The 17,609-nt window shown below is 68.3% G+C and carries 19 protein-coding genes; 11 read left to right on the forward strand and 8 right to left on the reverse strand.

The window, feature by feature from the left end:
• Window positions 1-23: 23 nt before the first annotated feature.
• The 7 genes from ACE11G_RS04155 (at window position 24) to ACE11G_RS04185 (ending at window position 7,079) form a co-directional block, all read left to right on the forward strand.
• Entirely contained in the window at window positions 24-473 is a 450-nt protein-coding gene (locus ACE11G_RS04155) for an Rv3235 family protein (protein WP_260868579.1), read from the forward strand.
• A 69-nt stretch (window positions 474-542) separates the two neighbouring features.
• Window positions 543-2,003, forward strand: a complete 1,461-nt coding sequence (locus tag ACE11G_RS04160; protein ID WP_006895555.1) for a wax ester/triacylglycerol synthase family O-acyltransferase — start codon at window positions 543-545, stop codon at window positions 2,001-2,003.
• A gap of 45 nt (window positions 2,004-2,048) precedes the next feature.
• A complete protein-coding gene (locus ACE11G_RS04165) occupies window positions 2,049-2,546 on the forward strand; it encodes a DUF6912 family protein (RefSeq protein ID WP_006895554.1) in 498 nt (165 codons plus the stop codon).
• Window positions 2,547-2,650: 104 nt separating this feature from the next.
• A complete protein-coding gene (locus ACE11G_RS04170) occupies window positions 2,651-3,244 on the forward strand; it encodes a DUF664 domain-containing protein (protein ID WP_375003779.1) in 594 nt (197 codons plus the stop codon).
• A gap of 115 nt (window positions 3,245-3,359) precedes the next feature.
• Entirely contained in the window at window positions 3,360-4,475 is a 1,116-nt protein-coding gene (locus tag ACE11G_RS04175; protein ID WP_006895552.1) for a ferredoxin reductase, read from the forward strand.
• Window positions 4,476-4,578: 103 nt separating this feature from the next.
• Window positions 4,579-5,850, forward strand: a complete 1,272-nt coding sequence (locus ACE11G_RS04180) for a fatty acid desaturase (protein WP_006895551.1) — start codon at window positions 4,579-4,581, stop codon at window positions 5,848-5,850.
• A gap of 8 nt (window positions 5,851-5,858) precedes the next feature.
• Entirely contained in the window at window positions 5,859-7,079 is a 1,221-nt protein-coding gene (locus tag ACE11G_RS04185; RefSeq protein WP_006895550.1) for a fatty acid desaturase, read from the forward strand.
• Between the two features lie 27 nt (window positions 7,080-7,106).
• On the opposite strand, the gene rsgA is transcribed toward ACE11G_RS04185, so the two are convergent.
• From rsgA to ACE11G_RS04200, 3 genes are read right to left on the reverse strand one after another with little or no spacing between them, the layout of a single operon-like run.
• A complete protein-coding gene (gene rsgA / locus ACE11G_RS04190; protein WP_006895549.1) occupies window positions 7,107-8,165 on the reverse strand; it encodes a ribosome small subunit-dependent GTPase A in 1,059 nt (352 codons plus the stop codon).
• Window positions 8,162-9,445, reverse strand: coding sequence for a 3-phosphoshikimate 1-carboxyvinyltransferase (gene aroA / locus ACE11G_RS04195; RefSeq protein ID WP_006895548.1), 1,284 nt, complete (start codon window positions 9,443-9,445; stop codon window positions 8,162-8,164). The genes rsgA and aroA overlap by 4 nt, the downstream gene beginning before the upstream one ends.
• Before the next feature lie 21 nt (window positions 9,446-9,466).
• On the reverse strand, window positions 9,467-9,850 hold the full coding sequence (locus ACE11G_RS04200) for a VOC family protein (RefSeq protein ID WP_006895547.1): 384 nt from the start codon (window positions 9,848-9,850) through the stop codon (window positions 9,467-9,469).
• Window positions 9,851-9,885: 35 nt separating this feature from the next.
• Here ACE11G_RS04200 and ACE11G_RS04205 point away from each other — a divergent pair, with 35 nt between their 5' ends.
• Entirely contained in the window at window positions 9,886-10,356 is a 471-nt protein-coding gene (locus tag ACE11G_RS04205; protein WP_006895546.1) for an NUDIX domain-containing protein, read from the forward strand.
• Here ACE11G_RS04205 and ACE11G_RS04210 read toward each other — a convergent pair.
• The 3 genes from ACE11G_RS04210 to ACE11G_RS04220 form a co-directional block, all read right to left on the reverse strand.
• Window positions 10,301-11,422 carry a hypothetical protein gene (locus ACE11G_RS04210; protein WP_006895545.1) on the reverse strand — a complete coding sequence of 374 codons (1,122 nt, stop codon included), beginning with the start codon at window positions 11,420-11,422 and terminating at the stop codon, window positions 10,301-10,303. The genes ACE11G_RS04205 and ACE11G_RS04210 overlap by 56 nt on opposite strands.
• A gap of 35 nt (window positions 11,423-11,457) precedes the next feature.
• Window positions 11,458-12,627, reverse strand: coding sequence for an aminotransferase class I/II-fold pyridoxal phosphate-dependent enzyme (locus ACE11G_RS04215; protein WP_006895544.1), 1,170 nt, complete (start codon window positions 12,625-12,627; stop codon window positions 11,458-11,460).
• A gap of 118 nt (window positions 12,628-12,745) precedes the next feature.
• Entirely contained in the window at window positions 12,746-13,588 is an 843-nt protein-coding gene (locus ACE11G_RS04220; RefSeq protein ID WP_006895543.1) for an aldo/keto reductase, read from the reverse strand.
• Between the two features lie 119 nt (window positions 13,589-13,707).
• Here ACE11G_RS04220 and ACE11G_RS04225 point away from each other — a divergent pair, with 119 nt between their 5' ends.
• The gene (locus ACE11G_RS04225) at window positions 13,708-13,896 is read left to right on the forward strand and encodes a hypothetical protein (protein ID WP_039867048.1); all 189 of its coding nucleotides are present in this window, start codon (window positions 13,708-13,710) and stop codon (window positions 13,894-13,896) included.
• A 22-nt stretch (window positions 13,897-13,918) separates the two neighbouring features.
• On the opposite strand, the gene ACE11G_RS04230 is transcribed toward ACE11G_RS04225, so the two are convergent.
• The gene (locus tag ACE11G_RS04230) at window positions 13,919-14,848 is read right to left on the reverse strand and encodes an NADP-dependent oxidoreductase (RefSeq protein WP_006895542.1); all 930 of its coding nucleotides are present in this window, start codon (window positions 14,846-14,848) and stop codon (window positions 13,919-13,921) included.
• Window positions 14,849-15,086: 238 nt separating this feature from the next.
• On the opposite strand from ACE11G_RS04230, the gene ACE11G_RS04235 reads away from it, so the two are divergent.
• Both ACE11G_RS04235 and ACE11G_RS04240 read left to right on the forward strand, forming a co-directional pair.
• Window positions 15,087-16,577, forward strand: a complete 1,491-nt coding sequence (locus ACE11G_RS04235) for an NAD(P)/FAD-dependent oxidoreductase (protein ID WP_006895541.1) — start codon at window positions 15,087-15,089, stop codon at window positions 16,575-16,577.
• Between the two features lie 405 nt (window positions 16,578-16,982).
• Window positions 16,983-17,285, forward strand: coding sequence for a hypothetical protein (locus tag ACE11G_RS04240; RefSeq protein WP_231875640.1), 303 nt, complete (start codon window positions 16,983-16,985; stop codon window positions 17,283-17,285).
• Here ACE11G_RS04240 and ACE11G_RS04245 read toward each other — a convergent pair.
• On the reverse strand, window positions 17,227-17,601 hold the full coding sequence (locus ACE11G_RS04245) for a DUF5313 family protein (RefSeq protein WP_045537954.1): 375 nt from the start codon (window positions 17,599-17,601) through the stop codon (window positions 17,227-17,229). The genes ACE11G_RS04240 and ACE11G_RS04245 overlap by 59 nt on opposite strands.
• Window positions 17,602-17,609: the final 8 nt, after the last annotated feature.

The following is a 17,609-nucleotide window of genomic DNA, read 5'->3' on the forward strand; positions in this document are numbered from 1 at the left end:
CGCCCCGGGTGCGTCCGATAGATATGACGGTGAACACACTCGGGGGTAATGGGATCGTCGACCGGCCGGCGCCGCCGGTTCGGAACGGCGCTGAGCGGACGGATGCGGACCGTGCCGGTGCAGCGCGGTCGGCGACGGTGTACGCGTTGCAGCAGATGCTGGAGGTGCTCGACGGTCGCCGACCGGTGGACCATCTGCTGCGCACGGTCTCGGCCGAGGTGCAATCGCAGGTGGGCTCACTGCTCCAGCATCGGGCCGGGCCGTCGGGGAGTGCTGAGACGGCGCGGCTGCTGCGAGTCCACCTGCAGATCGGTGGACCGCGCCAGGCCGCCTACTTCGGCACCTTCGTGCGGGGACGCCGAGTGCGTGCGGTGGCCGGCCGCATCGAGATCCGGTCGGTGCCGTTGCCGTCGCGGGGCGGACCGCGCCGGATCGCGGAACGCTGGGTGATCGTCGAGTTCGCGATCGTCTGAGGCCGTGGTGTGAGGCCGCGCCGGCGATGATTCCGCGGACGCCCGCGATCGGCATAAACTCGACGCATCATGGTGAATCGGCTGTCGCCGGACGAGGCGATGTTCTACTTCCTGGACGGGGCGGGGACGACCGCCCACCTCGGAGCGCTGTTGATCCTCGACCCGAGCAAGCTTCGGAAGGACGACGCGACCGGGATCGACTACCACTCGCTCGTCTCGCTGGTGGAGAACCGACTGCAGGCGGCACCCCGGTACCGCCAGGTGATCACCGAGGTGACGCTCGGGCTGGCGCGTCCGGTGTGGGTGGACGACCGTGAGTTCGACATCAACTACCACATCAGATTGTCCGCGCTGCCGCAGCCGGGTGACTCCGAACAACTGCAGGAGTTGGTCTCGCGGCTCATGTCGCGCCCACTCGACCGGACCCGGCCGCTGTGGGAGATGTACCTGATCGAGGGACTCAGCCGCGGCCGGTCGGTGATCCTGACCAAGACGCACCGCTGTCTGCTGGGCGGCACCGGCAACCCGGAATTGAGCGAGGTGATCTGCGACGACGTCGCGGACGCCGCCCCGATGGCGGAGGATCTGTGGATGCCGCGGCGGCCGCCCGGAGCGGCCTCGTTGACCGTCGGAGCGCTGGCCGAGGCGATGGCCCGGCCCGGTGAGATGGTCGACACCCTGCTGCGCGGCAACGGCCCGGTCGCCGATCTCTGGTCGGTGGCCGACAAATCGGTCCGTCTGGTCGGCGACGCCGTCTCTCAGATGGTCAACTCCGCCCCCGACAGCCCGCTGAACGCGGTCACCACGTCGTCGCGGCTGTTCGCCTTCTCGTCGGTGTCCCGCCGCGATCTCGAGGCGGTGGCGAACCGTTTCGAGTGCTCGTTCAACGACGTGGTGCTGGCCATCATCACCGGCGTGCTGCGCCGGTGGTCGCTGTCGATCAAGGACACCGTCGGCCACGGCGAGACGATGCGGGCCACCATGCCGCTCGCGGCTCGCGATCCGGACACCGTCGAAGGAGAGCCGAGCGGCTCGTGGATCGTGGTCGGCGGGACGGAGTTCGTCACCGACCTGCCGGTGGGGGAGGACGCACCCGCCGTCCGGCTGATGCAGGTGGCCGGTCTCGCGAATCGCTACTCCCAGTCCACACGGCGGATGTCGCAGGGGCTGCGCCCCCTGCTTCCGGAGTTCGGGCTGGTGCCCTTCGCCGACCGGTCCACGCGGGCGTTCGCGGGCCTGTTCCAGCGGTCGTACAACGTGCCGATCTCGATGAGCGCCAAGCGGATCGGCCGCAAGTTCGTCGGCGGGATCCCCATCACCGGAATCTTCACCATTCCGACGCTCGCCGCGCAGAGAGCTCTGGGCATCAGTGTCAACGAGTACGCGAACCAGGTGCAGTTCGCCTTCATCGCCGACCGGGCCGTGGTGGTCGACCTCCCCGCCATGGCCGAATACGTCACCGAGTCGCTGGACGAACTGCTTGCGAGCGGGCAGTCGTACGACGGTTCCCCGGACCCCGGCAACCGGTGACGACAGGGCCCGCCGACCCTCCCGACCCCGATCGAAAGGCATCTCATGCGCGTCTATCTGCCGGCCACCCTGGCGATGATCGAACGGCTGGTGGCCGAACCCGGCCGGGCCTTCGAACCGGTCGGAGGCACCGGTTTCGCGCTGACACCGGCGCTGCGCGAGGCGTATGTGGCCGGTGACGACGAGGAACTGTCGGAGGTGGCGCTCCGGGAGGCCGCCCGGGCGTCGCTGCGACTGCTGGCCGTCGACGACTCGGAGCTTCCGGTGCGCCGGGTGGTGGTGGTCGCGGACGCCGAGGCGACGCCGCGTCCGGATCTCGACGACGCGGTGGTCAGGGTCGCCGGAACGATCCCGCACGGCGACATCGTCGCCGTCCACGTCGACGGTTCAGACGCCGAGAACGCAGTGCGGGCGGCGGTCGAGGTGATCGACCGCGCCGACCTCGGCGATGAGGACGGCGAGCTGGCGGTCGGAGACGTGGAGGACCACGACCTCGGCTGGTACGCCACGCAGGAACTGCCGTTCCTCCTGGAACTTCTCTGAAGTCCCCGAAGACTTCTCCAGAGAACTTTTCAGTACCGGACGAGAACTGTCCGGAATGCTTGTGAGTCTGAATGGGCGAGGAACACCGACCCCAGGAGGACACCATGTACGCACCGGCCCGAGACGACGAACTCACCGGCCTCATCAACTACGCCGATCAACAGCTCGGAGCGCTGCGGGCCGCGGCGTTCGGACTCACGGAGGCTCAGGCCCGACAGACGCCGTGTCGCAGCGTGCTCTCGATCGGCGGACTCATCAAACACATCGAACGCGGTCTACGCGGGGCCGCAGCGCAGTTGAACGGCACCGCCGGCGAACTGGTGCTCGACGAGGCGGCGTTGGCCGAGTACATGGGGAGCTTCGCGCTCACCGACGACGAGACTGCGGCCGGGATCATCGAGCGGTTCGAAGCCGCGCGCGCCGAGTTCCTCGAAGCGATGCGGAGCAGCGATCCCGACGGGGAGGCGATGGCGCCGCCCGCGCCGTGGGCGGGTGTCTACGAGTCGCGGCCGATGAAGAATCGGTACTACATGTGCCACCAGGTGGAGGAGTACGCCCGGCATGCCGGGCACGCCGACATCATCCGCGAGCAGATCGACGGAATGTCGGTGGCCGCGCTGGAGATGACGCTGGCCGGTGCGCCGGCCAATCAGTTCTTCACGCCGTACACACCGGCCCCGGGGACGCTGCTGGCCTGATCCGCGACGCGACTGACGTGCGCTCCATTCGCCCTCGGCGCCCCGAAACGCTAACCTACGGAATCGTAAGTTAGGTGTTCCGGGGCGGCCCGGAACCGGGCGGAGGAGGCGCGCGATGGCGTGGCGTGAACGATTCGAGGCACCGGCGGCCGACGTGGCGGCCAGGCACAAGCGTGCCCGGCTGCTTCGAGCGGCCTTCGCTCGCGTGACCACCCCGCTGTTGCCGGACGACTACCTGCACCTGGCCAATCCGCTGTGGTCGGCGAGGGAATTGCGCGGCAAGGTGGTCTCGGTGACCGAGGAGACCGCGGACAGCGCGACCATCGTCATCCGGCCGGGCTGGGGCTTCTCGTTCGACTACCACCCGGGCCAGTACATCGGCATCGGCGTCCTGGTCGACGGACGCTGGACGTGGCGTTCCTACTCACTGACCTCCGAGCCGGAGTCGTCGCGCGCGCAGCGGACGGTATCGATCACGGTGAAGGCGATGCCGGAGGGATTCCTCTCGTCGCATCTGGTGAAGGGGCTGGCACCCGGCACCGTGGTGCGCCTGGCGGCGCCCGCCGGTGAATTCGTCCTGCCCGACCCGCTGCCGGAGAAGATCCTGTTCGCGACCGCGGGCAGCGGTCTGACGCCCATCATCTCGATGCTGCGCACGATGCGCCGACGCGCTCAGCGCGCCGACGTCCGGCTGATCCACTCGGTTCCCACGGAGGACGATCTGCTCTTCGGCGACGAACTCCGGCGGATGGCCGACGAGGGCCTGATCGACCTGCACCTGCAGTTCACCCGCACCGACGGCAAGGTGACGCCGGCGCAGCTGCGAGCGCTGTGTCCGGATTGGGCCGAGCGCGCCACCTGGGCCTGTGGTCCGGGCGGGTTCCTGGACATGCTCAGCGAACAGTTCGACGAAGCGGGTATTCAGGAGAATCTGCACATCGAGCGGTTCGCGCTGGAACGCGGTGCTCACGGTGCCGAGGGCGGCGTCGTCACGTTCGGCACGCCGGATCGGCAGATCGAGGTCGACGGTGCCACGACGCTTCTCGAGGCCGGCGAACAGGCGGGCGTGCTGATGCCCTTCGGCTGCCGCATGGGGATCTGCCAGAGCTGCGTCGTGATGCTCGACAAGGGGTGCGTGCGTGATCTGCGGACGGGCGTGGAGCACGTGGAGGGTGAGCGCATCCAGACCTGCGTGAGCGCCGCGGCGGGAGACTGCACGCTCGACGTGTGAATCGGTGCCTATGACGTGGACCACGTCGTCGCGGGGTGGACAGCCTACGGAACCGTAACCTACGCTTACGTAAGTTACGAAGTCGTAGGCAACGAGGAGTGGCATGGCGATCTCCGACATCCCCGAATACGCCCATCTGACCGACGCGGACGTCGAAGAACTGGGTGCGAAGCTCGACCAGATCCGCGCGGACATCGAAGCCGATCGCGGTGAACGCGACGCGCGGTACATCCGCAACACGATCGCATTCCAGCGGACGCTCGAGGCCGCCGGTCGCGCGCTGACCTTCGGTGCGCGCAATCGGGCTCTGTGGTGGGCCGGGGCGTCGGCTCTCGGAGTCGCGAAGATTGTCGAGAACATGGAGCTCGGGCACAACGTGATGCACGGGCAGTGGGATTGGATGAACGATCCCGAGGTGCATTCCACTTCGTGGGAATGGGACAACACCGGACCCAGTGCTCACTGGAAGCACACGCACAACTTCATCCATCACAAGTACACCAACGTGCTCGGCATGGACGACGATGTGGGCTACGGCCTGCTCCGCGTGACGCGCGACCAGCGCTGGCGGCCGTTCAACCTCGGCAACATCGCCTACAACACGGTCCTGGCGCTCGCTTTCCAGTACGGTGTCGCCGCGCAACATCTCGAGTTGGGACGCAAGCGCCGGACGCAGGAGGAGAAGGACCAGTTCCGGAAGGACCTGCGCGACGTGGGCGTCAAGATCGGGCGCCAGGCGGGTAAGGACTACGTGGTGTACCCGGCGCTCGTCGGGGCCGTCACCCGCTCGCGCTCCGGGGCCCGCAAGGCCTTCACCGCGAATGTGATGGCCAACGTGATCCGCAATGTGTGGTCGAACGCGGTCATCTTCTGCGGGCACTTCCCGGACGGTGCGGAGAAGTTCACCAAGCAGGACGTCGACAGCGAGACTCGCGGTGAGTGGTACCTGCGCCAGATGCTCGGAAGCGCCAACTTCCGGTCGGGCCCGGTCCTGGCCTTCATGAGCGGGAACCTCTCGTACCAGATCGAGCACCACATCTTCCCCGATCTGCCCAGCAATCGGCTCGCGGAGATCGCGGTGCGGGTGCAGGCGCTGTGCGCGGAGTACGACCTGCCGTACACGACGGGTTCGTTCCCCGTGCAGTACGCGAAGTCGTGGCGCACCATCGCCAAGCTGTCGTTGCCGAACAAGTACCTCTCGGGCACGGTGGACGACGCTCCGGAGACCGCCTCGGAGAGGCGGTTCAAGGAGTCCGAACAGGTGCGTCTGGTGTCGACGGTCGATCCCGCGACCGGACGTCGCCGGGGCCTCAAGACTGCGATCGTGAGCCTGAATGAGCGCCGGAGGAGCCGCCGCGCACCCGCGCGGGCATAATGTGATCGATGGCGATTTCAGATATCAATGAGTACGCGCACCTGACGGACGCCGATGTCGAGGCACTGGGTGCGGAACTCGATATGCTGCGCCGCGAGATCGAGTCGAGTCTGGGCGAGCAGGACCGCCGCTACCTGCGGCGGACCATCTACGCCCAGCGCGGACTCGAGGTCCTGGGCCGGCTCGCACTGCTCGGCAGCCACCGCCGGTCGCTGTGGCTGCTCGGCACCGGCGCACTGTCGGTCGCCAAGATCATCGAGAACATGGAACTCGGCCACAATGTGATGCACGGCCAGTGGGACTGGATGAACGATCCCGAGGTGCACTCCACGACGTGGGAGTGGGACATGGTCTGCGCCTCACCTCACTGGAAGCACTCCCACAACTACATCCATCACAAGTACACCAACGTGATCGGCATGGATCACGATGTGGGTTACAAGATCCTCCGGGTGACGCGCGACGAGCCGTGGGAACCCCGCCGCGCGTTCCAGCCGCTGTTCAATCTCATGCTCGCCGCCACCTTCGAGTGGGGCATCGGCCTGCACGACCTCGACCTCAAAGAGGTCATCGCCGGCCGCAAACCGATGGAGCAGGCGCGTCCGGAGATCGAATTGTTCGCGCGCAAGATCGTCCGGCAGATCGGCAAGGACTACGTCCTGTTCCCGGCGCTGTCGGGCCCCAACTTCACGCGCACGCTGACAGCGAATCTGACGGCCAACCTCATCCGGAATCTCTGGGCCTACGTGGTCATCTTCTGCGGGCACTTCCCCGACGGTGCGGAGAAGTTCACCGTCGAGACACTCGAGGACGAGACGTCCGGCCAGTGGTACCTGCGCCAGATGCTGGGGACGGCCAACTTCGAGGCCGGGCCCGCGCTGGCCTTCCTCAGCGGCAACCTCTGCTACCAGATCGAGCATCATCTGTACCCCGATCTGCCGAGCAACCGGATGGCCGAGATCTCGGTGCGGGTGCGCGAATTGTGCGAGAAGTACGACCTGCCGTACAACACCGGTTCGCTCACCATGCAGTACCTCCGTACGCTGCGGACCATCAACAAACTCGCGCTGCCGGACCGCTTCCTCATCGCGACCAGCGACGACGCGCCCGAGACCGCCTCTGAGCGCCGGTTCGACGGACTGCCGAAGCTCGGCGGCGGGCTCAAGACCGCGCTGGCGCAAGTGCGCGCCAGGCGACGGAGCCGCCGGCGCACCGAACGGCGCCGCTGATGCCGCACGGCTGGCCGCCGTCCGCGGTCAGCCCTCCGGCTGCTGAACCGGTGTCTCGTCCGCAGCGGTGGACGTCGCGGACCTGAGCAGTTCCCGCACGGCCATCGCCCGCCGATGGGAGCTGCCGGTGAGTGCGTCGAGCGCACATTCGGGATCGGCCGGCGGGCCGAGGTGGGTGCAGCCGCGCGGGCAGTCGTCGATCGCGTCGCGCAGATCGTCGAAGGCGTCGACGATCTGATCCGGCGTCACGTGCGCGAGGCCGAACGAGCGGATGCCCGGGGTGTCGACCACCCAGCCGCGCGGCGGCGCCCCGGGGGATTCTCCGGGCAGCGGCAGTGCCACCGATTGTGTCGACGTGTGGCGGCCCTTGCCGACGCCGGACACTTCGCCGGTGGCCCGGTCCGCATCGGGGACGAGCCGGTTGACGAGAGTCGACTTGCCGACGCCGGAGTGTCCGATGAGGGCGGTGAGGTGACCGTCGAGGGTGTCCCACAGGGGACCGAGGTCGTCGTCGCGACCCGCCGTCACCACCGGCAGTTCGAGGTCGGCGAAGTGTGCGGCGAACTCCTCTGGCTCGGCGAGATCTGACTTGGTCAGACACAGGATCGGCGACAGTCCGCCGGCGTACGCCGCGGCCAGGGCGCGTTCGACGAAACCGGTCCGGGGCGGCGGGTCGGCCAGCGCGGTGACGATCAGCAATCGGTCGGCGTTGGCGACCACGATCCGCTCGTACGGATCGTTGTCGTCCGCGGTGCGGCGGAGCACCGTGCTGCGGTCGTCGACCCGGACGATGCGGGCGAGCGTGTCGGGGCGGCCGGAGAGGTCGCCGACGACACCCACGCGGTCGCCGACCACGATCGGCGTCCGGCCGAGTTCGCGGGCGCGCATGGTGACGAGCGGGCGGGAGGGATCGCCGTCCAGAACGCAACCCCAGCGGCCGCGATCCACCGAGACCACCATGGCCGTCTCGGCGTCGTCGTGCGCCGGACGGTTCTTGGTGCGCGGCCGACTGCCCTTGCCGGGCCGGATCCGTACGTCGGACTCGTCGTAGGTGCGGCCGCGAACCGTTCCCGCCCGGGTGCTCACGATGCGGTCCCCGCCATCGCCTCCCACATCTTCACGAAATCGGGCAGGGTCTTCGCGGTGGTCTCGACGTTCTCGACGGTGAGACCGTCGACGCGGAGGCCGATGAGGGCGCCCGCCGTGGCCATGCGGTGGTCGGCGTAACTGTGCCAGAGTGCGGGTTCCAGGTCGGCTGCCTCGCGCCCGGTGATGACGAGGCCGTCGTCAGTCTCCCGGCACTGCCCGCCGATGCGGTTGATCTCGGTGCTCAACGCGGAGAGCCGATCGGTCTCGTGGCCTCGGAGGTGGGCGATGCCGCGCAGTACGGAGGTGCCGTCGGCGAGCGCGCACAGGGCGGCGACCGTCGGAGTCAACTCGCCCACCTCGTGCAGATCCACCTCGATCGCCCTCGGGCGGCCGTTGCCGCGGACCGTGAGGAGGCCGTCGGGCGCGTGGACGACCGAAGCGCCCATCCGTTCCAGAATGCCGACGATCGCGGACCCCGGCTGGGTGGTGGTGGCGGGCCAGCGCGGCACGCTGACCCGCCCGCCGGTGGCCGGTGCGGCCGCGAGGAAGGCGGCAGCGTTCGACAGGTCCGGCTCCACTGTCCAGTCGACGGCTGTGACGGCCGTCGGCGCCACCCGCCAGCGGGTGGCCGTCGCATCGAACTCCACTCGGACGCCGGCCTTTTCGAGCATTTCCACGGTCATGTCGATGTGCGGCATGGACGGCACCGGTGCCCCGGAGTGGGTGATCGAGATGCCGGATTCGAAACGGGCGGCCGACAGCAGAAGACCGGAGACGAACTGGGACGAGGCCGATGCGTCGATGGTGACCGGTCCGCCCGGCACCCCGCCCCGGCCGTGAACGGTGAACGGCAGCCCGTCGCCGTCGATCTCGGCGCCGAGCGCACGGAGCGCGTCGAGGACGGTGCCGAGCGGTCGGCTGCGCGCCTGTTCGTCGCCGTCGAAGGTCACGTCGCCGGTCGCGAGCGCCGCCACCGCGGGCAGGAAACGCATCACGGTCCCGGCCAGGCCGCAGTCGATGGAGCCGGCATGCAGGGGACGCGGAGTGATGTCGACGGTGGTCGGGTCGTCCGGGTGGCAGTCGACGCCGACCCCGATGGCGGCGAGTCCATCGAGCATGAGGTCGGTGTCGCGGGATCGGAGGGTGCCGGTGATGCGGGACGGGCCGGTGGCGAGCGCGGCCAGGATGAGCGCGCGATTGGTGATGGACTTGGAGCCGGGGAGGTCGACCACGGAGTCGACGGGGCGGTCAAGGAAGGGCGCGACCCAATTGCTCATGGGTTTCAGTCTCTCACGTCGTCAACCGCGCACGTCCCGGCGCAGCGGATGGTCCGCGGGGATCTCGACCACGATCAGGCGGCGCCCATCGGGATCGGCCACGGTCATCTCGATCAGGCCCCACGGTTTGGTCTCCGGTTCGGCGACGATCGGGACCTGTTCGGCGGCGAGGGCCTCCCGGGTGGCGGCGATGTCGCGGACTTGCAGCCACAGCACGTCACCGGTCTCGCCGGCGGCGGTGGCGGCCATGTGCGCGGGAATCTCGATCAGACCCGTGCCCGCGTGGAAGACGGTGCCGCCCGGGTACTCGCGGGCCACCGCCAGTCGCAGTCGGTCGCGGTAGAAGGCGGTCAGCGCCTCGGGGTCGGGTGAGATCAGCAGGGTCCGGCTCGAAAGGATCTCCATGGCTCCACCGTAGTCGTGGGGCCTACCCTGGTCGCATGCCCAAGGCCCAGTTCAGCGCCGGAATCCTGCTCTACCGCCGTCGGCCGGCGGGATTCGAGGTGCTGCTGGTGCATCCGGGCGGCCCGTTCTTCGCACGCAGGGACGACGGTGCGTGGTCGATCCCGAAGGGGCTGATCGACGAGGGCGAGGAGCCGCTCGCGGCCGCCCGCCGCGAGTTCGCCGAAGAGACCGGTCGGCCTGCGCCCGACGGCCCGGCAATCGACCTCGGCGAGGTCCGACTGCGCAGCGGCAAACGCGTCGTCGGCTTCGCACTCGAGGGCGATCTCGACGCCGGCGCCATCGTGAGCAACACCTTCGAGACGGTGTGGCCGCCCAAGTCGGGCCGGGTGCAGGAGTTCCCCGAGATCGACCGTGGGGAGTGGTTCGGGGCTGACGCGGCGCGGATCAAGCTCAACGCCGCCCAGGCGGTGTTCGTGGAGCGGTTGGCCGAGGCGCTGAGCGTATGACGTCCGCGGCGCCGGTGACGTCGATCCCTCCGTCGGTGAGACCCGGCAGCCACGGGAGCCGAATCGGTGCGCGGATCTGGCGTCCGGTCCGCAGGTCGTACTCGCCGTAGGCGGGTTCGTCTCGCCCGGATACCACGAGCACCTTGGCTCCGCTCACGAACATCCTGGTCGTCGAGTGGGCGCCGGGGAGTTGCCAGACCTTGTCCGGCGCCGCGGGTTCTCCGGACACCGGTGACCGGTACACCCCGTTGTCCGAGCCGATGAGGTACACATCGTGGTCGAGACGGGTGAAGGCCTGAACATGGCCGCGCAACGGATGATCCGGCCCGGCCAATTCGCGAGACACCGTTCGCCCGGTTTCGGGATCGATGGACATCAGTAGCGGGCCGGTGTCGTCGTCGATCGGTTTCAGCAGCGTGATGAGGTCGCGACCGTTCGGGGCGCAGACCGCCGGCAGTCGGGTGAAGACATCCGCAGGCAGGTCGACCGCGACGCTCGCGCCAGGTTCGCCGAGGCGCCGGAGCTGGACGCGTGACGAGGGGCGTCCGGTCTCGGTGGTGGCCGCGTACCAGCCGTGTTCACAGTGCGCGACCATGGCGAGCCGGCCCGGGATCTCGGATCCGAACGGCTTGCGGTGGGGATCGACGAGCACGTACCGGGTGGTGTCGAAGGTGTTCCACATGACGGCGTGCCCGGTGTCGGGGTCGGTTGCGGAGCCGACGATGCGTCGGCGGCCTCCGGGGCCGGTCACGGTCTTCTCCCCGGGCCGCAGCACCACGGCACCGCTTCCGGCGATGCCGAAGATCCCGTCGCCGAGCCGCGCCACGGTCGAGTCGTACTCGCTGCCGCCGGTGATCCGGCCGACCTCGTCGCCTTTCGCGTCGAACGCGACGATCACGTTCGCGGCCGAGGTCGGGTTCGGCAGAACCACCTGACCGACGGAGATCGCCGCGATCGCGGTCGGCGGGAGTTCGCCCATGTCGGGCGGTGCCGCGGTGCACGAGGCTACGCCCGAGACCGTCGCGATCGCGACCGAGGCGAACAGGGACCGTCGTCGAAGGCGCATGCGACATTCTTAGCCTGTCGGGCAGAACGCCGCGATCAGATCCGGTTCATCAGGTCGCCCAGTCGGTCGATCGCCAGGGCGAGATCCTCTTCGGACGCCGCGTAGCTGAGCCGGACGAAGCGCTCCGCTCCGGCGTCGCCGAAGTCCTTGCCGGGGGTCAGCGCCACGTGGGCCTGCGCGAGGGCGGTCTCGCAGAACTCGCTGGACGTGAGCCCGGTGCCCGACACGTCGAGGTAGACGTAGAAGGCGCCGTCGGGCCGGACCGGCACATCGAGACCGATGCGCTCCAGCCCGTCGAGAACCAGTCGGCGACGTGCCCGGAACTGAGCGCGACGGTCCTCGGCCACTGCGAGGGTCTCGGGCTCGAAGCACGTGAGCGCGGCGACTTGAGACGGTGTCGGCGGGCAGATGTAGTAGTTCTGGGCGAGCCGCTCGGCGACGGGGATCATCGCCTCCGGCACGATGGCCCATCCGAGCCGCCAGCCCGTCATACCGAAGTACTTCGAGAAGCTGTTGATCACGATGGCGCCCGGGTCGTCGGCCGCGACACTGCGGGGCGGCCCGTCCGGCCCGTCATCGGCCAGGCCGAGGTAGATCTCGTCGACGATGCGCCACCCTCCGCGTTCGGAGACCGTTCCGCACAACTCGACCAGCTCGGTGTGCGGCAGTGACGTACCCGTGGGATTCGACGGAGTCGCCGCCATCACCCCGCGCGTCTCGGGGCGCCATCGGTCTGCCACCGTTTGCGCGTCGAGCTGGAAACGCGTCGCCGGCGAGGTCTCCAGCAACCGCACTCGGCCGCCGAAGCTCTCGGCGAAACGCCGGTTGCACGGGTACGAGGGGTCGGCCACCAGCACCTCGTCACCGGGATCGATCAGGGCCGCGCAGGACAGGAGCAGCGCCGCCGAGGCACCGGTGGTGACCACGACGCGTTCCGGCGCCACTCGTGCACCGAAGTGCTCGGTGGTGAATCCGGCGATCGCCCGCCGCAGGTCGTCGAGGCCGAGAGCACCGGTGTAGGGGAGGGGCCGCCCGTCGCTGATGCGCCGGACCTCGCGCAGAAACGCCGGAGGCGCTCCGAAATCGGGTTCACCGAGATTGAGCTTCACGACGTGATGCCCCTGTGCCTCGAGCGCCGCGGCGTGCTTGCCGAATTCCATCGCGTAGAACGGGCTGACGGCTTCGGCGCGGCGGGAGAACTTCATACCGTCGATGCTATGCGGCGCGGTCGGCACACCAGAATCCCCGCGCACCGGTCGGCGTCGTGCGCGCGCCGGTGCGCGGGGAGTCCGGATCGATCCTCGGGCTATCGGGGTGCGGGGCTCACTCGGGAATCCAGTTGAACTCGTCCGGGTTCGGGCCGCGGCGACGGTCGGCGTTGAGCGAATCGATGCGGGACATCTGCTCGTCGGTCAGTTCGAAGTCGAAGATGTCCCGGTTCTCGACGATCCGTGACGGGGTGGTCGACTTCGGAAAGACGATGTTGCCGAGCTGGACATGCCACCGCAGCACCACCTGCGCGACCGTCCGGCCCGTCTGCGCCGCGATCGCCTTCAACTCCGGGTCGTCGAGAACGTCGCCCTGGGCGATGGGCGACCACGCTTCGGTCTCGATGCCCTTGGACGCGTTGTACTCGCGCAGTTCGGTCTGAGAGAGGTACGGGTGGACCTCGATCTGATTCACCGCGGGCACCACCTCGGTCTCGGCGAGCAGTCGCTCGAGGTGTCCGATCTGGAAGTTCGAGACGCCGATCGCACGCGTCTGTCCGTCCTCGTAGAAGCGCTCCATGGCACGCCAGGTATCGGTGAAGTCGCCGACCGCGGGCATCGGCCAGTGGACCAGATACAGATCCATCGGGCCGATGCCCAGTGCGTCGATGCTGCGCGCGGTGGCGTCGCGAGCCGCCTCCGGATCATGCGCGTTGTTGTTGAGCTTGCTGGTCACGAAGATCTCGGCGCGGTCGAGCCCGGACTCTCGGACGGCCTCGCCCACCTCGCGCTCGTTGCCGTACATCTGGGCGGTGTCGATGTGGCGATAACCGGCTTCCAAGGCCGTCAGGACGGCCTCCTTGGTGTCGGCGGGTGCGATCTGGAAGACGCCGAACCCGAGTTGCGGAATGCGGACGTCGTTGTTGAGGGTGATCTCCGGAATCGTGTTCTCTGCCATTCAACGACCAACGCCCGCGGGCCCTCTCGGTATTCCACCGGTCCGGGAGGACCCTGAACTTTCCCTGGTATCGGCGGTCGAGGGGTGACATATCGGCCGGGAGCGACCACCGTGGAGTCATGAGTACAAACCTGGAACCCCGGAAGTCCAACAGCACGTCGGTCTGGAAGATCGTGCTGATCGTCATCGCCGTGCTGATCGCCCTGTCGATCATCGGCCCGCTGCTGAAGGCCGCGTTCTGGGTGGTCCTCATCGGGCTGGCGATCGTCGGCGCGGGAGCGCTCTTCTTCGGCGGCCGCAAGTCCTGACGCCGCCCCGTACGAACGCCCGCTATTTCGGTTCGAAGACGTACTTCCCGCGAGGGTGCGCACCGAGCAGTTCGTCGAAGGCCTCGGCCGCATCGTCGAACCCGAAGGTGCGGGCGATATCGACAGTGATCCGTCCGGAAGCGGCGTCCTCGAGGAGCGGCTCGACTGCCGCACGGCGATGGTGGCGACTCTGCTCGCTGCTTCCGTCGACGACGACGATGCCGTCGTCGACTCTGCCCCACGCGGCAACGCTCACGATCCGGTGCGGCGCGACGAGGTCGAGGGAGACGTCGATCGCCTCGTCGGTGCCGACGGTGTCGATCACCCCGGTGACGCGCTTGCCGTCCCGAGCCTCGGTGATGGCCTCGGCCAGTCCCTCTCCGTACGCCACCGGGACCGCGCCCGACTCGCGCAGATGATCGTGGTTGCGGTCGGAGGCCGTGGCGATGACCGTGGCTCCGGCGGCCACCGCCTCGCTCACGACGATCGACCCGACCGCACCGGCGCCACCGTGAACCAACAGGACGTCGTCTCCGGTGACACCGAGGGTGGCGAGCGTGTCGACCGCGGTGACGCCGGCCAAGAGCAACGACGACGCCTCGGCGAAGCCTAGATCGGCCGGCTTGCGGTGGACGCGATCGGCGTCGGCGAGGACGTACTCGGCGAGTGCGGCCGCCGCCGGGTAGACGACCACCTCGTCGCCGGCTCGGTATCCGGACTCCGCGCCCGCGGCATGGACGACGCCCGCGACCTCGGCGCCGAGCGACAGCGGGAGCTTCTCGGGTTTGGTGCCCATGACGCCGCGCACGAGCTTCACGTCGTACGGGTTGAGACCGGCGGCGCGCACGGCGACGACCACGTCGGTGGGGCCGGGGGAGGGGACGTCGACGTCGGTCACCGCGAGGACGTCGGCCGGGTCGCCGTAACCGGTGGCAATGATCTTCTTGGCCATGTCTGCTCCAACTCTCTTGTGTGTCAATCGGATTCGGCCCTGATCGTGCGGCCGGCCCGCCCTTCGCGCGCCTGGTGGGCGAAGGGCTCGTGCATGCGGGCCCTCGAATCCATCATGCCAACCGTGCCCCGGCCCGCAAACGATGCTCGCGGCGATCGCGGAACCTGTTCATCGTCGGCCTCGCGAGTTAACGTGTACTGCACGTCACACTAAAGAGGTTCGTGGATCGGAGACGGTGATGAGTCAGCGACGGGTCGACCACGAGGTGGTGATCGTCGGAGCGGGCTTCGGCGGCATGGGCGCGGGAATCGAGTTCAAACGGCTCGGCGTCGACGACATCGCGATCCTCGAACGGGAGGACGACCTCGGCGGCACCTGGCACGTGAACCACTATCCGGGACTGGCCGTCGACATCGCATCGGTCACCTACTCGTACTCCTTCGAACCCAACCCCTACTGGTCGCGGCTGTTCGCGCCCGGAGCCGAACTCAAGAGGTACGCCGAACACGTCGCCGACAAGTACGACCTCCGGCGCCATATGGAGTTCGGGGCGGTCGTCGAGCGCGCCGACTGGGACGAGGCGAAGGAGTGCTGGGCCGTGCGCACCGCCGACGGTACAGTCCGCACGGCCCGGTACCTGGTGACCGCGACCGGGTTCCTCTCGCAGCCGCACACCCCCGACTTCCCGGGGATCGACACCTTCGCGGGCGACATCATTCACACCACGGCGTGGCCCGACGGATACGACTTCGGCGGCAAGCGCGCCGCGGTGATCGGGACCGGTGCCACCGCGGTGCAGTTGATTCCCGAGATCGCCCGCACGGCGCGCGAACTCACTGTCTTCCAACGGACGCCCATCTGGGTGGTGCCGAAGATCGACTTTCCGATCCCGCGTCCCGTGCAGCATCTCTTCGCCCGGATCCCGTTGGCGCAGAAGGCGGCCCGCGCGGTCAACACCTCGCTGCTCGAGGCGTTGATGGTATTCGGGGTGCTGCACTACCGGCAGGCCAAGCCGGGCAATCGGCTCGCGGCGCTGCTCGCGAAGACCCACATGCGGCTGCAGGTGCGCGACGAGGCGATCAGGAGAGCGTTGACGCCGCATTACGACTTCGGTTGCAAGCGGCCGACGTTCTCCAACACGTACTTCCGCGTGTTCAACCAGCCGACCGTCCATCTCGAGACGGCCACGATCGATTCCGTCGTGCCCGGCGGAATCGTCCTGGCCGACGGACGGCGGGTCGACGTCGACACCCTGGTCCTGGCGACTGGGTTCAACCTGTGGGATGTGAACTTTCCCGCGTTCACGATCGTCGGCCGTGACGGCCGCGATCTCGGGAAGTGGTGGCGCGAGGGCAGGTTTCAGGCGTACGAGGGGATCAGTGTTCCGAAGTTCCCGAACTTCCTGACGCTGAACAGCCCGTACTCGTACAGCGGATTGTCGTACTTCACCACCATCGAAGGCCAGATGAAGCACATCGCGAGGCTGTTCGGGGAGATGCGCCGCCGCGGTGCGACTCGCTTCGAGGTCACGGAGCGGGCCAATGCCGAGTTCCTCGACCGCGCGACCCGAAACCTCGCATCGTCGGTGTTCTACGCCGGTGATTGCTCCACGTCGCGCAGCTACTACTTCAACCAGCACGGTGAGGCGACGCTCCTGCGGCCCAACGCGACCCTGACGACGCTGTACGAGCAGGCCAACTTCCCGGTCAGTGATTACGTGTACTCGTGATCTCGCGGCACCGGTGGGGGAGGGGTATCGCCTACGTCCGTCAGACCTGACCCGGCGATCATAGGGCGTCCAGAACGCTCGATGACCAAGTGGCGGCGATCGAGCAGGCCATGACCCGGGCTGAGGCCTCCGAGACACAGCCGGTGGTCGTCGTGGCGCACAGCGGAGCCAATTCTCCGATGAGCCTTGTGCTCGATCGCCATCCCGGACTCATCGGCCGGGTGGTGTGGGTCGACAGTGGGCCGGTCGCCTCCGGCAGCGTCTTCGCACCGGATGCGTCCGACGACTCGGACGAGCTCCCCCTGCCGCCCTTCGACGTGCTCGGGCAGCAGGCCAATCTCGAGGGCCTGAGCCCCGACGCTCTCGACCGTTTTCGAGTCAGGGCAGTGCCGGAGCCCCGGTCCGGTGCTGCGCGGGCGCGTGGAACTCACCGACGACGCGCGTCTGGCGGTCCCGGCCACTCTGGTGTGCTGCTCGATTCCGGCAGCGCGGATCATGGAGTCGGCCGAAGCGGGTCACCCGATGTTCGCCGAGGTGTTGAACCTCGAGAACGTCGACTTCGTCGACCTGCCGACCGGACACTGGCCGATGTGGAGTCGTCCCGGCGACCTCGCGCGCATCCTCGCCGCGGCGGCTGCCCGACTACCGCTCAGCGCCCGTACCGCTCGCGGTACTCGTCGTGAATCGAATCGGCGCGCTGGATCCTGACCTTGTCGAGCAGCGCCGGGTCGAGGCCGTTGTTGACCAGCAGATGTCGGCGGTAGACGCGGCTGAGCGCCACCTGGAAGTACAGGAACGGGATCAGTAGCAGAACCACCATTCCCAGCTTCACCCACAGCATCCCCGGAATGAACATGAAGGCGACGAACAGGGGGATCACCGGCAGCAGCCCGCGGATCACGTAGCGACGGATATGTCCCGGACCGGTGAGGTCCTCGACGATCCAGTCCCGCATCGATCCGGGCAGCGGTCGGCCGAGCAGATAGCCGATCTTCTGCAGGAATCCGGGACGTTCAGGGCTCATGGCCACCG

This window comes from Gordonia sp. PS3 (assembly GCF_041950545.1).
Classification (GTDB): domain Bacteria; phylum Actinomycetota; class Actinomycetes; order Mycobacteriales; family Mycobacteriaceae; genus Gordonia; species Gordonia sihwensis.

Coding starts and splice junctions, on each gene's coding strand:
- ACE11G_RS04155 (WP_260868579.1), top strand. CDS start 24: ATGACGGTGAACACACTCGGGGGTAATGGGATCGTCGACCGGCCGGCG.
- ACE11G_RS04160 (WP_006895555.1), top strand. CDS start 543: ATGGTGAATCGGCTGTCGCCGGACGAGGCGATGTTCTACTTCCTGGAC.
- ACE11G_RS04165 (WP_006895554.1), top strand. CDS start 2,049: ATGCGCGTCTATCTGCCGGCCACCCTGGCGATGATCGAACGGCTGGTG.
- ACE11G_RS04170 (WP_375003779.1), top strand. CDS start 2,651: ATGTACGCACCGGCCCGAGACGACGAACTCACCGGCCTCATCAACTAC.
- ACE11G_RS04175 (WP_006895552.1), top strand. CDS start 3,360: ATGGCGTGGCGTGAACGATTCGAGGCACCGGCGGCCGACGTGGCGGCC.
- ACE11G_RS04180 (WP_006895551.1), top strand. CDS start 4,579: ATGGCGATCTCCGACATCCCCGAATACGCCCATCTGACCGACGCGGAC.
- ACE11G_RS04185 (WP_006895550.1), top strand. CDS start 5,859: ATGGCGATTTCAGATATCAATGAGTACGCGCACCTGACGGACGCCGAT.
- aroA (WP_006895548.1), bottom strand. CDS start 9,445: ATGAGCAATTGGGTCGCGCCCTTCCTTGACCGCCCCGTCGACTCCGTG.
- ACE11G_RS04200 (WP_006895547.1), bottom strand. CDS start 9,850: ATGGAGATCCTTTCGAGCCGGACCCTGCTGATCTCACCCGACCCCGAG.
- ACE11G_RS04205 (WP_006895546.1), top strand. CDS start 9,886: ATGCCCAAGGCCCAGTTCAGCGCCGGAATCCTGCTCTACCGCCGTCGG.
- ACE11G_RS04210 (WP_006895545.1), bottom strand. CDS start 11,422: ATGCGCCTTCGACGACGGTCCCTGTTCGCCTCGGTCGCGATCGCGACG.
- ACE11G_RS04215 (WP_006895544.1), bottom strand. CDS start 12,627: ATGAAGTTCTCCCGCCGCGCCGAAGCCGTCAGCCCGTTCTACGCGATG.
- ACE11G_RS04220 (WP_006895543.1), bottom strand. CDS start 13,588: ATGGCAGAGAACACGATTCCGGAGATCACCCTCAACAACGACGTCCGC.
- ACE11G_RS04225 (WP_039867048.1), top strand. CDS start 13,708: ATGAGTACAAACCTGGAACCCCGGAAGTCCAACAGCACGTCGGTCTGG.
- ACE11G_RS04230 (WP_006895542.1), bottom strand. CDS start 14,848: ATGGCCAAGAAGATCATTGCCACCGGTTACGGCGACCCGGCCGACGTC.
- ACE11G_RS04235 (WP_006895541.1), top strand. CDS start 15,087: ATGAGTCAGCGACGGGTCGACCACGAGGTGGTGATCGTCGGAGCGGGC.
- ACE11G_RS04245 (WP_045537954.1), bottom strand. CDS start 17,601: ATGAGCCCTGAACGTCCCGGATTCCTGCAGAAGATCGGCTATCTGCTC.